The 13,325-nt window shown below is 67.4% G+C and carries 12 protein-coding genes; 3 read left to right on the top strand and 9 right to left on the bottom strand.

Annotated features, from left to right (window positions below; all coding sequences use genetic code 11):
• Positions 1 to 2: 2 nt before the first annotated feature.
• From KIP89_RS07780 to KIP89_RS07750, 7 genes are all read right to left on the bottom strand, one after another.
• Complete coding sequence (locus KIP89_RS07780) at positions 3 to 1,910, bottom strand: PAS domain-containing sensor histidine kinase (RefSeq protein WP_213754825.1); 1,908 nt, start codon at positions 1,908 to 1,910, stop codon at positions 3 to 5.
• Between the two features lie 138 nt (positions 1,911 to 2,048).
• A complete protein-coding gene (locus KIP89_RS07775) occupies positions 2,049 to 2,576 on the bottom strand; it encodes a DsbA family protein (RefSeq protein ID WP_213754824.1) in 528 nt (175 codons plus the stop codon).
• Complete coding sequence (locus tag KIP89_RS07770; protein WP_213754823.1) at positions 2,573 to 3,082, bottom strand: redoxin domain-containing protein; 510 nt, start codon at positions 3,080 to 3,082, stop codon at positions 2,573 to 2,575. Before KIP89_RS07770 ends, KIP89_RS07775 begins: the two co-directional genes overlap by 4 nt.
• 64 nt (positions 3,083 to 3,146) lie before the next feature.
• Positions 3,147 to 3,665 (bottom strand): Dps family protein, encoded by a 519-nt coding sequence (locus KIP89_RS07765; RefSeq protein ID WP_213754822.1) that lies wholly within the window; start codon positions 3,663 to 3,665, stop codon positions 3,147 to 3,149.
• A gap of 228 nt (positions 3,666 to 3,893) precedes the next feature.
• Positions 3,894 to 4,265 carry a response regulator transcription factor gene (locus tag KIP89_RS07760; RefSeq protein ID WP_369807075.1) on the bottom strand — a complete coding sequence of 124 codons (372 nt, stop codon included), beginning with the start codon at positions 4,263 to 4,265 and terminating at the stop codon, positions 3,894 to 3,896.
• 111 nt (positions 4,266 to 4,376) lie between these two features.
• Entirely contained in the window at positions 4,377 to 5,033 is a 657-nt protein-coding gene (locus KIP89_RS07755) for a response regulator transcription factor (protein ID WP_369807074.1), read from the bottom strand.
• On the bottom strand, positions 5,030 to 6,469 hold the full coding sequence (locus KIP89_RS07750) for a two-component system sensor histidine kinase NtrB (RefSeq protein WP_213754821.1): 1,440 nt from the start codon (positions 6,467 to 6,469) through the stop codon (positions 5,030 to 5,032). Before KIP89_RS07750 ends, KIP89_RS07755 begins: the two co-directional genes overlap by 4 nt.
• A 280-nt stretch (positions 6,470 to 6,749) precedes the next feature.
• Between KIP89_RS07750 and poxB the strand changes: the two genes are divergently transcribed.
• The 3 genes from poxB (at position 6,750) to KIP89_RS07735 (ending at position 9,500) form a co-directional block, all read left to right on the top strand.
• Complete coding sequence (gene poxB, locus KIP89_RS07745) at positions 6,750 to 8,483, top strand: ubiquinone-dependent pyruvate dehydrogenase (RefSeq protein ID WP_213754820.1); 1,734 nt, start codon at positions 6,750 to 6,752, stop codon at positions 8,481 to 8,483.
• A gap of 70 nt (positions 8,484 to 8,553) precedes the next feature.
• Positions 8,554 to 8,835, top strand: coding sequence for a DUF2188 domain-containing protein (locus KIP89_RS07740; protein ID WP_213754819.1), 282 nt, complete (start codon positions 8,554 to 8,556; stop codon positions 8,833 to 8,835).
• A 101-nt stretch (positions 8,836 to 8,936) separates the two neighbouring features.
• Positions 8,937 to 9,500, top strand: a complete 564-nt coding sequence (locus KIP89_RS07735) for a type 1 glutamine amidotransferase domain-containing protein (RefSeq protein WP_213754818.1) — start codon at positions 8,937 to 8,939, stop codon at positions 9,498 to 9,500.
• 80 nt (positions 9,501 to 9,580) lie between these two features.
• Here KIP89_RS07735 and mdoH read toward each other — a convergent pair whose 3' ends face one another.
• The gene (gene mdoH, locus KIP89_RS07730; protein ID WP_213754817.1) at positions 9,581 to 11,734 is read right to left on the bottom strand and encodes a glucans biosynthesis glucosyltransferase MdoH; all 2,154 of its coding nucleotides are present in this window, start codon (positions 11,732 to 11,734) and stop codon (positions 9,581 to 9,583) included.
• A complete protein-coding gene (locus tag KIP89_RS07725) occupies positions 11,722 to 13,242 on the bottom strand; it encodes an OpgD/OpgG family glucan biosynthesis protein (protein WP_213755431.1) in 1,521 nt (506 codons plus the stop codon). Before KIP89_RS07725 ends, mdoH begins: the two co-directional genes overlap by 13 nt.
• Positions 13,243 to 13,325: the final 83 nt, after the last annotated feature.

Below are 13,325 nucleotides of genomic sequence, written 5' to 3'. Positions count from 1 at the left end.
GGTCACGGGGCTGGCGCCGCCAGCGCCGGCAGCCAGATCGATACCCGCCCCCCGCCGCCCGCGCCGGCCGTGGGGGCGATGCTGATCTCCCCCTCATGCACGCCGATGATGGTGCGGCACATGGCGAGGCCGAGCCCCATGCCGTTGGCCTTGGTGGTGAAGAACGGCTCGAACGCCTTCTGCGCCGTCTCCGGGGTAAAGCCGGGCCCGGTGTCGCAGACGTCGATGGCGACGCCGCCGCGCACGCGGCGCGTGAGAAGGCGGATGGTGCGCTCCGTGCTCGCGCTCACCGCCATGGCCTGCGCGGCATTGGTCATCAGGTTGATGAGCACCTGCTGGAGCAGGATGCGGTCGCCCTGCACCAGCATGCCGCAGGCGTCCAGCGCCGGGATCAGCGTCGCGCCGTGGCTCGCCAGTTCGTGCCGGGTCAGATGCACCGCCTCTTCCACCACCGGGTCGATGGCCAGCGGTGCCCGCTCGGGTTCGACCTTGGTCATGAAGGAGCGGACCCGCCGCACCACGTCCGACGCCCGCCGCGCCGCCACAGCGGCTTCGCGCACCGAGGCGCGAACCTCGTCGAGGTCGGGTGGATCGCGGTCCATCCAGCGCCCAGCCGCGTCCGCATGGATGGCGATGGCAGCAAGCGGCTGGTTGATCTCATGAGCGATGGACGCCGACACCTCGCCGATCGTGGCGGCCCGCAGCGCGTGGTCGAGCTGGTCGCGGGTGCGCTGCAGCGTCTCCTGCACCCGCACCCGTTCGGTGATGTTGAGCACGCTGGCCTGCACGCAATCGAGCGCGCCATCGCCGGGAAAGTTGAAGGCGACGATGACGCGCAGCAACTCGCCGGAGCGCGTCCGCAGCGTGGATTCGGTCTCCCAATGGGGCGCATCGCGGTCGAGGGCCAGCAGGAAGCCGCCGAACTGGGCGTCCTCGTCGGCCAGGAACTGGTCGAGCGAGGTGAAGAACTCGTCCTTCGAGGCGACGCCCATCATGCGCAGCGCCGTCGTGTTCACGTCGATGATGCGCACCGAGGCCCGCATGCGCCGCACGAAATCGGGATAGCGGACCAGATAGGCGGCGAGATCGTCGACGCCCTGTGCCCGCAAGGCGTCAAGTTCAGCCTTCATCGGGCGCAGATCGTGCTCCCAGATGGCAACGGCGAGATTCTCGAAGATCGTGCGGTAGCGACGCTCGCTCCGGCGCAGGGCTTCCTCGGCGGCCTTGCGCGTGGTGATGTCGGTATTGCTCTCCAGCGTGCGCCCACCGCGCTGGCCGATATCGTCGCGCCGCAGCCAGCGGCTGAGCGCCGTTACCTCGCGCCCGTCGCGCGTCGACTGGATGACCTCGCCCTCCCATGCGCCCGTGGCGGCGAGACTGCGCTCGACCGCGCCGCGCGATTGGGGAAACCGCGTCTTCAGCAATTGGTGCGCGTCACGCCCCTGCGCCTCGTCGAACGACCAGCCGTAGAGAACTTCCGCGCCGCGGTTCCAGTAGATCACCTGGTCGGTCGAATCGCTGAGATAGATGGCGTCGTTGGTGATGTTGAGCAGTTCGGCCTGCGCTTCCAGCGCCTGCCGGTCAGCATGGCGGCGCATCATCAGGAAGGTGGTGGCGAGCAGGGCGGCGAGGCTGAACAACAGGCGCAGCGTCGCTTCGATATGCCCCTGCAGCCCGTGCATATAGCCGAAGCTGGTCAGGGTCAGCGCGATGCAGAGCAGCGACCAGCCAAGGATCGATCGGCGCGAGCCGATATCGGCGACAATGATCAGAACCAGCGCATAGAGCACCGCCACCGCACTGCCGAGCGCGGTGAGCGTGTCGATGGTGAAGATCGAAGCCGCCAGCAGCGCCGCTCCCGCGTAGCGGCAGCGCGATGCGAAGGGTCCCGGCGTCGTCGTTCGTCGCATGCGCGTGGATCAACCCCGTTTTATCTCGCGCGCGATATTAATCATTCCATTCTGCCTGTCATGGGCTTTGCGAGGGTATCGCGCCCGCCCCACGTATAGGGCGGGCATCCTTTGGTATGGGTTCCGTCGAGGGGACCTTCAAGCGACGTCGCGGGCTACGGCGCGCAGCACCTCAACGAGGCTATCCGCATCGCGCGAGCCGTCATAACGCTGGCCGTTGATGAAGAGGGCGGGGGTGCCGTTCACGCCGCTGCGCAGTCCGCTCATGAAATCGCGGCGCAGCACCTCGTCATGGGCGCCGGACAGCGCCTGCTCGATCTGCCCCATCGTCAGGCCCACGATGGTGCCATAGCGGGTAAGGCTTCTATCGTCGAGTGCACCCTGGTGCTCATAGAGCATGTCGTGCATCTCCCAGAACTTGCCGATGCCGGCCGCGGCCTCGGCCATCGCTGCCGCATGGGCGGCGTGCGGGTGGGCCTCGGTGAGCGGAAAGTTGCGGAACACGAAGCGCAGCCGGTCACCCATCAGGCGCTGCACGGCCTTCAGCTCCGGGTAGGCCTCGCCGCAATAGGGGCATTCATAGTCGCCATACTCGACCAGCGTGACCGGCGCGTCCGGCAGGCCTTCGCTGTGGTCGTGGGGGCCGACGGCGGGGGTGAGGCTCATGACACGGCTTCCTTGGTGACGTCTCTCTTGCCGGCGAGGCTTTCGAGCGCGTCGAGAATCCCGTCCGCGCCGGGGTTGAGGCCGACCGGGGAGACATAGCTCCAGCGGATCACGCCTTCCGCGTCGATCACGAAGAGTGCCCGCTCGCTGGTGCCTTCATGCGGCCGGTAGACGCCGTAGCGGCGGGCGATCTCGCCCTTGGGCTCGAAATCGGCCAGCAGCGGGAAGTGCAGGCCGCGGTCATGGGCGAAGGCGGCGTGACACCACACCCCGTCGGTGGAGATACCGACGAGATGCGCGCCCAGATGCCGGAACTCGGGCAGAACCTGATTGTAGAGCACCATCTGGTCGCCGCAGACCGGGCTCCAGTCGGCGGGGTAGAAGGCGAGGATGACCGGCTGGCCGCGCAGGTCGGAGAGCGCGAGCATCTGGTCCGGCGTCGCCGGCAGGGTGAAATCGGGGGCGACCTCTCCGGCGGGGAGGGCCGTGGTCTGGAACGCGGACATGAAAGCCTCCGTGGAGTTGCCGCCATCGATGAGGGCGGTGGCCGGGTCCGGCCGCCGACCGGCGTCAATGATTGGAGCGGGTGGCCTCGTACAGGAACCAGCTGCGGCGCTCGGTCTCGTCGATCCAGACCTCGATCAGGCTGGTGGAGGCGACGTCGTTATACTGCTCGCACACCGCGTGGGCGGCACGCAGGAAGCCGGTCATCTGGCGGTTGTCCTCGGCCAGCTCGGCGAGCATGTCGGACGCGGTGACGTAATCGGCATCGTTGTCGGCGAGGCGCTGGAGCCGCGCGGCATGGCCGATCGAGCGCAGCGTGGTGCCGCCGACCTTGCGGGCCCGCTCGGCCAGCGCGTCGGTGGTGGCGAAGATCTGCTCGCCCTGCTCGTCCAGCATCAGGTGGTAGTCGCGAAAATGCGGGCCGGACATGTGCCAGTGGAAGTTCTTGGTCTTGAGATAGAGCGCGAACATGTCGGCCAGCACGCCGGTGAGCGCGGCGGCGATGTCCCGCGTCGCGTCGGCGCCAAGGTCGGTCGGGGTGCGCAGCGGCGCCATCTGGCGCTCCTTGGCGGGGGAAGTGGTCATCGGGGTCACTCCTGGGAAGAAAGGGCGGGGCTGGCGGCGGAGAGGGCCGCTCGCTCACCTGACCCTGAGGAGGCTAGGCCCATGGCCCGCGCCGTGAAATCGGCCCTTGGGGTGGCGGCCTCATACTTGCGTGTGTCGCGCCCCATCCCTGCGCAACGCAAAACGCCGGCACGGGGTGCCGGCGTTCTTCGAAAGGGGAGCGTGAGAAGAGATGGTGGCGTCCGGGTGTCAGGCGCCGGCCAGCGCCGCGTCGAGGCAGGCGATCATCTCCTGGCCGTCGAACGGCTTGGCGAGGAAGCCGACCGCGCCGGCCAGCGTCACCTGCCGCCGGATACGGTCCTCGGGAAAGGCGGTGATGAAGATGAGCGGCGTGCGGCTTCCCTTGGCCCGCAACGCCGCCTGCAACTCCACGCCGCTCATGCCGGGCATCTGCACATCGGTGATGACACAGTCAGCCACGCCTTGCTCGGGCGAGAGTAGGAAATCCTCGGCCGAGGCGAAGGTGCGTGTGGCGAGACCAAGCGATCGGACGAGGCTGGCCGTCGCGGTGCGGACCTGCTCGTCATCGTCGATGATCGCGACCATCTGGGCGTGGCGCACGATTGAGTATCCTTCCCGGTCGGCGGCGGGCGCGCGGTGGCTGCGTTCCCTGACCTTGAGCTATATTGCGCTCTACGGCCCTGACGTGAATCATATCAAGGTTTGCCGGGTCTATCTTTTCGGTGTCGAAAGCCCCAGCGTCTCCGCCATGCGCACGAGATCGGCCAGTGAGCGGGCGCCCATCTTGCGCATCACGTGGCCGCGATGGATCTTTACGGTGATTTCGCTCAGCCCGATTTCGCCGGCCACCTGCTTGTTCATGAGCCCGGAGGTGACGAGCGCCATCACCTCCTTCTCGCGTGCGGTCAGCGTCTCATAGAGAAGTTGCACGCTGGCCACCGCCTGATCCGCCTGCCGGCGGGTCTTGTCCTGTTCGATGGCCTGCACCACGGCATCAAGCATGTCCTGATCCCGAAAGGGCTTGGTGAGAAAATCGACGGCACCGGCCTTCATCGCCCGCACCGTCATCGGGATATCCCCATAGCCGGTCATGAAAATGGTGGGCATGTTCATGCCCGAGCGCGCGAGTTGCGACTGGAAGTCGAGCCCGCTGACGCCCGGCAGGCGGATGTCGAGGACCAGACAGCGTGGCACATCCGGGATACGGGCGGCGAGGAACTCGGCCGCCGAGCCGAACAGCTCCACCTTCAGCCCGATCGAGCGGAACAGGCTGGACAGCGCCTCGCGCAGGCCGGCATCGTCATCGACCACGATCACCAGCGGGTCGGGCGCAGCGGCCTTGCCGCCTTGGGCGGAGATGGCGCTCACAGGCTTTGCTCCTTCGCTGCCGGCAGGATCACGGCGAATGTCATGCCGCGATCGGAATTGAGAGTTGCCTCGATGACGCCGCCATGGGCCTCGACGAGATATCGGCTGATCGACAGGCCGAGGCCCATGGCGTCCGGCTTCGAGGTATAGAACGGCTCGAACAGCCGTGACATGGCCTCGGTGTCGGCGCCCACACCGCTGTCGGTGATGTCAAGGCGCGCCGCCTCGCCCTCCGCCCACTCCAGCGCGCGGGTGCGCAGCTTCAACCGGCGGGGGCGGGGAGCGCCCTCCATGGCTTGCACCGCGTTGACGGCAAGGTTGATGACGATCTGCTGCAATTGCACGCGGTCTCCGGTTACCACCGGCAGTGCATCGGCGAGATCGAGTTCGACCGCGATATGATGACGGGTAAGCTCGCGCTCGACGAGGGCGAGGCTCTCGCGGACCAGTTGCGAGAGATCGACCGTTTCCTGCCGGTCGGCCTGCCGGCGGGAGAGCGCGCGCATCCGCGCCACCACCTCGCCGGCGCGCCGGCCATTGGCAATCATCCGCTCGACCGATGCGAGCGCTTCGCCGACATCGGGAGATGGGCGGCGCAGCCAGCGCAGGCACGCCTCGCCATTGGTGACGACGGCGGCAAGCGGCTGGTTCACCTCATGGGCGATCGAGGCGGTGAGCTGGCCGAGCGTGGCCATATGCGTGACATGGACCAGTTCGGCCTGTGCCTTGTCCAGCCGGTCCTGCGAAGCCTTGCGCTCGGTGATGTCGTTGTTGGTTTCCATGACGGCGAGCGGCCGGCCCTGAGCATCGCGGCGCAGCGACCAGCGACTGGCGACAGTGACTCGCGCGCCATCCTTGCGGGTGTGGCGCAGCTCGCCCTCCCAGCGCCCGTGCCGCTCCAGTTCGACAGCGGCGGCCTCGCGCGAGATCGGGAAACCGGTGCGCAGCAATTCGGCAGTGTTGCGGCCCACCGCCTCGTCGGCGGTCCAGCCATACAGCTCCTCGGCGCCGCGATTCCAGTACAGGAGGGTATCGCTCGCATCGCGCACGAGGATGGCGTCATGGGTGAGGTCGAGCAGTGCCGCCTGGTCGCGCAGAGATTCGCTGGAGTGGCGATTGCGCAGCGAGAGCAGCGTGACGATGCCGATCGCCGAGAGGGCGACAATGGCGCGGGCCACCGCTTCCAGCTCGAAACGGACATTATGGACGGCGAAGAAGCTGATCGTCGTCAGGCCGATGCACAGGGCCCCGACGGCGAGAATGCCGCGCCGGGTGAGGACATCCGCCAGCAGCATGACGACGGCGACATAGAGCACCGCCACCGCCATATCGAGCGGGGTCAGCGTGTCGACCAGGAAGATGATGATACCGAGCAGGGCCGCGAGCATCGGGATCAGGGCCGAGCGCGCGCCATGCGCCACAGCAAGCGGCATCATCGGCCCGCCTCCGGCGTGTGGCCTGGATGAGGAAACCGGCAGTAGCAAGTCAGGTACACGCGAGGAGAGTCAGAGACGCGCAAGCACATGTCCGCTAGCTTACCAGCTTCGTGTCAGGCGCTCCGTATACATAGGTATGCCGCGCTGGGATGAACGTATCGTTCTGACTACGCGGGTTGAATTGATCCCGGCGAGGAAGCCGGCACACTAGGCGCGAACGTTGAGGCACGTGCGGCGCGGTACCATTGTGGTGGGCGCCCCCAGTCACGAGGTGTACATTATGTCCGGCAATGTGGCCGATCTCATCGTCTCCACGCTGCACCAGGTCGGCGTCCGACGCATCTATGGCGTCGTCGGCGACAGTCTCAACGGCCTCACCGAGGCGATCCGGGAAACCGGCAGCCTCGACTGGGTGCATGTGCGCCATGAGGAAACGGCCGCGTTTGCCGCTTCCGCCGAGGCCCAGCTTACCGGCCAGCTCGCGGTGTGCGCCGGCTCCTGCGGCCCGGGCAATCTTCACCTCATCAACGGGTTGTTCGACGCCCAGCGAACCCGCACGCCGGTGCTCGCCATCGCCGCGCAGATCCCCTCGCAGGAGATTGGCGGCGGCTATTTCCAGGAGACCCACCCGCAGAACCTGTTCCAGGAGTGCAGCGTCTATTGCGAGCTGGTCTCCAGCCCCGAGCAGATGCCCTATGTGCTGGAGAACGCCATCCGCGCCGCCGTCGGCAAGCGGGGCGTCGCGGTGGTGGTCATTCCTGGCGACGTGGCGCTGAAGCCGGCGCCGGCCCGCAAGAGCGCCCCCAATGCCGGCCTGCTGCCTCCCGTGCCACGCGTCGTGCCGGCCGAGGGGGAGGTCGACGCGCTCGCCCATCTGCTCAACACTGCGGCCAGCGTCACCCTGTTCTGCGGGCGCGGCTGCGCCGGGGCGCATGAGCCGCTGATGGCACTGGCCGAGAAGCTCAAGAGCCCCGTCGTTCATGCGCTCGGCGGCAAGGAGTTCGTCGAATACGACAATCCCTATGATGTCGGCATGACCGGCTTCATCGGCTTCTCCTCCGGCTATGAGGCGATGCACGATTGCGACGTGCTGCTGCTGCTGGGGACGGACTTCCCCTACAAGCAGTTCTTCCCCTCCGATATTACCATCGCGCAGGTGGATGTGCGCCCGGAGCAGCTCGGCCGGCGCTGCAAGCTCGATCTCGGCCTGGTCGGCGATGTCGGGCTCACCATCGATGCGCTGCTGCCGAAGCTGAAAGCCAAGACCGACCGCACCCATCTCGACACGATGGTGCAAAAATACCGCAAGGTGCGCGCCGGGCTTGACGACCTTGCCACCGGCACCGCCGGGCGCCCGCCGATCCATCCGCAATATCTCGCCCGCCTCGTCAGCGAGGCCGCGAGCGAGGACGCGGTGTTCACCTTCGATGTCGGCACGCCGACCATCTGGGCAGCCCGCTACCTCAAGATGAACGGCAAGCGCCGCCTTCTCGGCTCGCTGGCTCACGGCTCCATGGCCAATGCGATGCCGCATGCCATCGGCGCGCAGGCGGCCTATCCCGGCCGACAGGTGATTTCGCTCTCCGGCGATGGTGGCTTCACCATGCTGATGGGCGACCTCATCACGCTGACCCAGCAGAAGCTGCCGGCGAAGGTGGTGATCTTCAACAACGGCACGCTTGGCTTCGTGGCGCTGGAGATGAAGGCCAACGGCTTCGTCGAGATTGGCACCAATCTCGACAATCCCGACTTCGCCGCCATGGCGCGGGCCATGGGTATCCATGGCGTGCGGGTGGAGGATCCCGGCGACCTGCCCGCCGCCGTCGCTAACGTGCTCGCCCATGACGGGCCGGCGGTGCTCGATGTCGTCACCGCCACGCAGGAACTCTCCATGCCGCCGACCATCGGGCTGGAGCAGGCCAAGGGCTTCGGCCTGTGGATGATCCGCGCCGTGATGAGCGGGCGCGGCGACGAGGTGCTGGATCTCGCCCGCACCAATCTGCTGCCGCGCTGAAGCACGGCGCCATCCCGGCGCGGAACCGCGCCGGGCATCCCTGGATTGTTGCCGGCAGGAGGACTTTGCGATGAGCCATATTCGCTATGAGATCGTCGAGCATGATGGCGGCTGGGCCTACAAGCTCGGCGACGTCTTCTCGGAGACGCATCCCACCCATGAGGGCGCCCTGAACGCCGCCCGCGACGCGGCGGCGCGCCAGTCCATGCCCGGCGAGACGCGCCCGATTCTTTATCAGGACAGCGCCGGCCAATGGCATGAGGAGACCGCGCAGGGCATGGATCGGCCCGAGACCGAGGTGTCGGACACCGCGCCCGGCTGGGCGGAACGGGAGCTTTCCGGCAAGAGCTGATGCGTCACGGGCGGGGCGAGAAAAGGCTGGAACTTCGCTCCGCCATTAGCGTTCGCCTTGTGGGAAACCTGAAGCGGGGATGCACTTTCAAGGAGCATTCCATGCCGACTATTCGCGACGCCCGTATTCTCATCATCGCCACCGACGGCTTCGAGCAGTCGGAGCTGATGGTGCCGCGCGACGATCTGCGCGCCGCCGGGGCGACGGTTGACATTGCCAGCCCGGACGGCCAGCCGATCCGCGGCTGGAAGGGCAAGGACTGGGGTGAGACGGTAAGATCAGACCTATCCCTCGCCGCGGCCGAGCCCGAGAATTACCAGGCGCTAGTGATCCCCGGCGGGCAGATCAACCCGGATGTTCTGCGCGTCGATGCGGACGCGATGCGCATCGTTCGGGCCTTCCTCGATGCCGGCAAGGTGGTCGCCGCCATCTGCCATGGGCCGTGGCTGCTGGTGGAGGCCGACGCGGTGCGCGGGCGCACGGTAACATCGTACAAGTCGATCCGCACCGATGTGGTGAATGCCGGCGGCAACTGGGTGGACCGCGAGGTCGCCACCGATCAGGGCATCATCACCAGCCGTTCGCCGGAGGATCTCAAGGCGTTCTGCGCCAAGATCGTCGAGGAAGTCGGCGAAGGCCGCCACGAGCGCCGCAAGGTGGCGTGAGCAGAAACGGTGGCGTGAGCAGAATCCAAGCGACAGAAGAACGGAAACGGGGGCTGCGGCCCCCGTTTCCATGTCTGCTATCAGGCGGCGAGGTGCAGCAGCCGGTCCAGCGCCTCGCGGTCGGCGAGGGCGGCGGCTTTCTCGCGCGGGGTCAGGAGGGCCAGCGCGGTCTCCAGATCGGGCGCGTCCTGCGCCTTCATCCGGGCGATCAGGCGCTCGGGCGCGTAATCGCCCGGCTGGCGCGCGCCGCCCGCGGGCAGCATGGCGCGATGGGCGGCCAGTAGTTCCATATTACCGGCGAGTGCCATCACCGCCTCTTCCTCGCTCGCCTGCGCGCTCAACTGGCGGGACAGCGCGAAGGCGCGGGTGAGCACCGCCGGCGGGTCGCGCTCCTCCGGGGTCGCCAGAACCGGCCGGGCGAGCAGCGCCACCTTGGCGCTGGTTCCCACCACCAGCGGCACGGCGAGCACCAGCCCGAGGATCACCGGCAGCATCCACAGGAACAGGGGCAGCGAGATCGCCAGCGCCGCCCCGCCAAGCGCCATGCCGAACAGGGTATGGGGCAGGAAATGGCGCAGCGTCGGGCCGAGCGCCACCGTGCCATCATCGCGCCGCTGCGGATTCCAGCCGCCATCACGCCCGGCGAGAATGCTGCCGACGGCCGAGGATTGCGCCACCATCATCACCGGGGCGGCGAGGCCGGCGAGCAGGGTTTCGCCGATCAGGCCGATGAGAGCGAGGATGCCGCCGCCAAAGCCGCGCCGCGTCGGGCCGTCGGCGAGCATCACGGCATAGGCGATCAGCTTGGGCAGTAGGAGGATACCCATCGTGCCGACGAACACCCAGGCGGCGCGGATCGGGTCCTGCGCCGGCCATGTCGGGAACAGCGAGAATTCGGCAGTGAAATAGGCGGGCGGCATGAAGCGCGCCTGTAGCGCGGTCATCAGGCCGGCGATCAGCATGATCAGCCAGAGCGGTGCGGTAATATAAGACCCGATGCCGGTCAGCAGATGCAGCCGGCTGATCGGGTGCAGGCCGCGCGCCGGCAGCACCGCCGCGTGCTGAAGATTGCCCTGGCACCAGCGCCGGTCGCGCACCGCGAGATCGGTCAGTGAGGGCGGGCCCTCCTCATAGGAGCCCTTCAGCCACGGCACCATGTGCACCGCCCAGCCGCCGCGCCGGATCAGTGCGGCCTCGATGAAATCATGGCTGAGAATGTGGCCGCCAAAGGGTTTGCGGCCCGTCAGATGCGGCAGGCCGGCGCATTGGGCGAAGGCGCGGGTGCGGATGATGGCGTTGTGGCCCCAGTAATTGCTGTCCGGCCCATGCCACCAGGCCAGCCCCTCGGCCAGCATCGGCCCATAGAGCCGGCCGGCGAATTGTTGCATCCGCGCGAACAGGGTCCGCCCGCCGACAATCACTGGGAGGGTCTGGATCACGCCGACATGGGGGTGCCGCTCCATCGCGCGGGCGATGGCGAGCACGCAATCGCCAGTCATCACGCTGTCGGCGTCGAGCACCAGCATGTTCTCATAGGCGCCGCCGAAGCGTGTCACCCACTCCCCGATATTGCCGGCCTTGCGGTCGATGTTCTTCGGCCGACGGCGGTAAAATAATCGGGCATGCCCGCCGGTACGCGCGCGCAAGGCGAGGAAAGCCGCCTCCTCGGCGATCCAGACATCCGCGTCGGTGGTGTCGCTGAGGATGAAGAAGTCGAAAGCGTCGATGGCACCGGTCGCCTCGACCGATTCATAGGTCGCCTGAAGCCCGGCGAAGATGCGCGCCGGGGCCTCGTTATAGGTGGGCATCAGGATGGCGGTGCGGGCCGCGAGCGGGGCCGGTTGCGCGCCGGCGATGCCGAGCGGGTCGGTGCGCGGGCCAATCATCGCCAGCGCCCCGCCCAGCGCATTGGTGAAGGCAAAGCCGATCCAGGCGAACAGGATGACGAAAAGGCCGAGCACCAGCCCTTCCAGCAGCGTCAGCCCGCCAACCTCAAGCACCAGATACATTTCATGGGCGGCGAACAGGGTGAGCGCCGCCGCGCCGAAGAAGATGAAGGCGCGCCGCAGCCACAGCGTCAGCGTGCGTCCGGGCGGCTGGGCCACGCGCGGGGCCACACGCAGCGACTGCACGGGCATGGGGAGCGGCGCCTCGGGGGGCAAAGCGGGCGTCCAGGCGGGCGCATCGGCCTCAATGGGCATTGGCGCCGCGCGCTCCAGGGTCACGCTGTCCATCGATAGACCCAGCTCTCGGACAGCCGCTCCTCGCCGCGCAGCATTTCGGCCCGCAGTTCGGCGACATCGGCGCCCTTGGGCTCGAAGGCGAAGGCGAGGCGCCAGCCTTCGATCTCGGGATTGCGTTGCAGCACGATGTTCGACACCTGCCCGGTATTGGCGGTGACGCGGGCGGTAATATTTTCTGGCGGCAGGTTCTTGATGGTGTCGCCGACAAGATCGAGCACGAATTGGCGGCGCTCGCCGGTGCCCCCGATCCGGGTCTGGCCGAAGCGTCCGAGATCGGAGCTGTCCGGCGAGTCCCAGCCCCAGTGCAGGCGGTAGGTGAAGGCGTATTCGCGCCCCTTGCGGAACGGCTCCTTCGGCCGCCAATAGGCGACGATGTTGTCGTGCACCTCCTCCGGCGTCGGGATTTCCACCAGATGGACCGCGCCGTCGCCCCAATCGCCGATCGGCTCGACCCAGACGCTGGGGCGGCGCTCATAGCGTGCTTCCAGATCCTGGTAATCGAAGAAGGAACGCTGCCGCTGCATCAGGCCGAAGCCGCGTATGTTGGTGGATTCAAAGGAGGAAATCTGTAGCCGCTGCGGGTTGGCAAGCGGGCGCCACAGCCGCTCGCCGGTGCCGGTGACAATGGCGAGGCCATTGGCGTCGCACACCATCGGGCGGAAATCGTCGATGCCGTCGCGGTCATTGGGGCCGAACATGAACATGCTGGTCAGCGCGGCAAGGCCGGCCTTGTCGACATCGACGCGCGGATAGAGCGTCATCTCCACCGCCATCACCGTCGAGGCGCCGGGCCGGATGGTGAAGCGGTGCGCGGCGGCCGCGCTCGGGCTGTCGAGCAGGGCGTGAACCACCACGGAATCGACGCCGGGGCGGGGATCCTCGATCCAGAACGCCTTGAAAACAGGGAATTCCTCGCCCGCCGCGTCGGCCGTCTTGATGGCGAGGCCGCGCGCGGAGGTGCCATAGACCTGGTCCTTGCCGAGGGCGCGGAAATAGCTCGCGCCCTGAAACACGGCGACCTCGTCGAAATAGTCGGGGCGGTTGATCGGGCTGTGCAGCCGGAAGCCGGAGAAGGCGAGATCGAGCTTGGGGTCCGGTGCGGTGATACCGTGTTCGAAGCGGAACAGGCCCGGCGTATACTCGATCCGGCGGGCCTCGCCCTGCGCGACGGTGTAGATATCCACCCGGTCGCGGAACAGGAAGCCGCGATGCAGCAGCTGCGCTTCGAACGGCGTGCCCTGTCCGCGCCAGAGCGAACGATCCTGATTGAAGCGGATATTGCGGTACTGGTCGTAGCTCAGCTCATTGAGATCGCTCGGTAATTGCTGATCGGGCGCGGCGAAGGGCTTCATCGCCAGCTCGCGCGCCAGTTGCCGCACGGTCTGGGCGTCGAAGCGCGTCGGCTTGTCGGTCTGGGCCATGGCCGGATTGCGCGGCCAGGTTCCCGTTCCGCTCAAGGCCAGAACTGCCGCTCCCAAAAGGACGTCGCGCCGCCGCATCATCTTCCTCGTCTTGCTGGTCCGCACCGGTGGTGCAGTGCAACCTCGACAAGCCGCCAGAGCACCGGCGGTTCCATCCGAGC

This window comes from Ancylobacter radicis (assembly GCF_018449475.1).
Lineage (GTDB): Bacteria > Pseudomonadota > Alphaproteobacteria > Rhizobiales > Xanthobacteraceae > Ancylobacter > Ancylobacter radicis.
This window is presented reverse-complemented; position numbering and strand designations above follow the sequence as displayed.

Coding starts and splice junctions, on each gene's coding strand:
- KIP89_RS07750 (WP_213754821.1), bottom strand. CDS start 6,469: ATGATGCCGCTTGCTGTGGCGCATGGCGCGCGCTCGGCCCTGATCCCG.
- mdoH (WP_213754817.1), bottom strand. CDS start 11,734: ATGGACAGCGTGACCCTGGAGCGCGCGGCGCCAATGCCCATTGAGGCC.
- KIP89_RS07770 (WP_213754823.1), bottom strand. CDS start 3,082: ATGTCCGCGTTCCAGACCACGGCCCTCCCCGCCGGAGAGGTCGCCCCC.
- poxB (WP_213754820.1), top strand. CDS start 6,750: ATGTCCGGCAATGTGGCCGATCTCATCGTCTCCACGCTGCACCAGGTC.
- KIP89_RS07775 (WP_213754824.1), bottom strand. CDS start 2,576: ATGAGCCTCACCCCCGCCGTCGGCCCCCACGACCACAGCGAAGGCCTG.
- KIP89_RS07725 (WP_213755431.1), bottom strand. CDS start 13,242: ATGCGGCGGCGCGACGTCCTTTTGGGAGCGGCAGTTCTGGCCTTGAGC.
- KIP89_RS07735 (WP_213754818.1), top strand. CDS start 8,937: ATGCCGACTATTCGCGACGCCCGTATTCTCATCATCGCCACCGACGGC.
- KIP89_RS07740 (WP_213754819.1), top strand. CDS start 8,554: ATGAGCCATATTCGCTATGAGATCGTCGAGCATGATGGCGGCTGGGCC.
- KIP89_RS07765 (WP_213754822.1), bottom strand. CDS start 3,665: ATGACCACTTCCCCCGCCAAGGAGCGCCAGATGGCGCCGCTGCGCACC.
- KIP89_RS07780 (WP_213754825.1), bottom strand. CDS start 1,910: ATGCGACGAACGACGACGCCGGGACCCTTCGCATCGCGCTGCCGCTAC.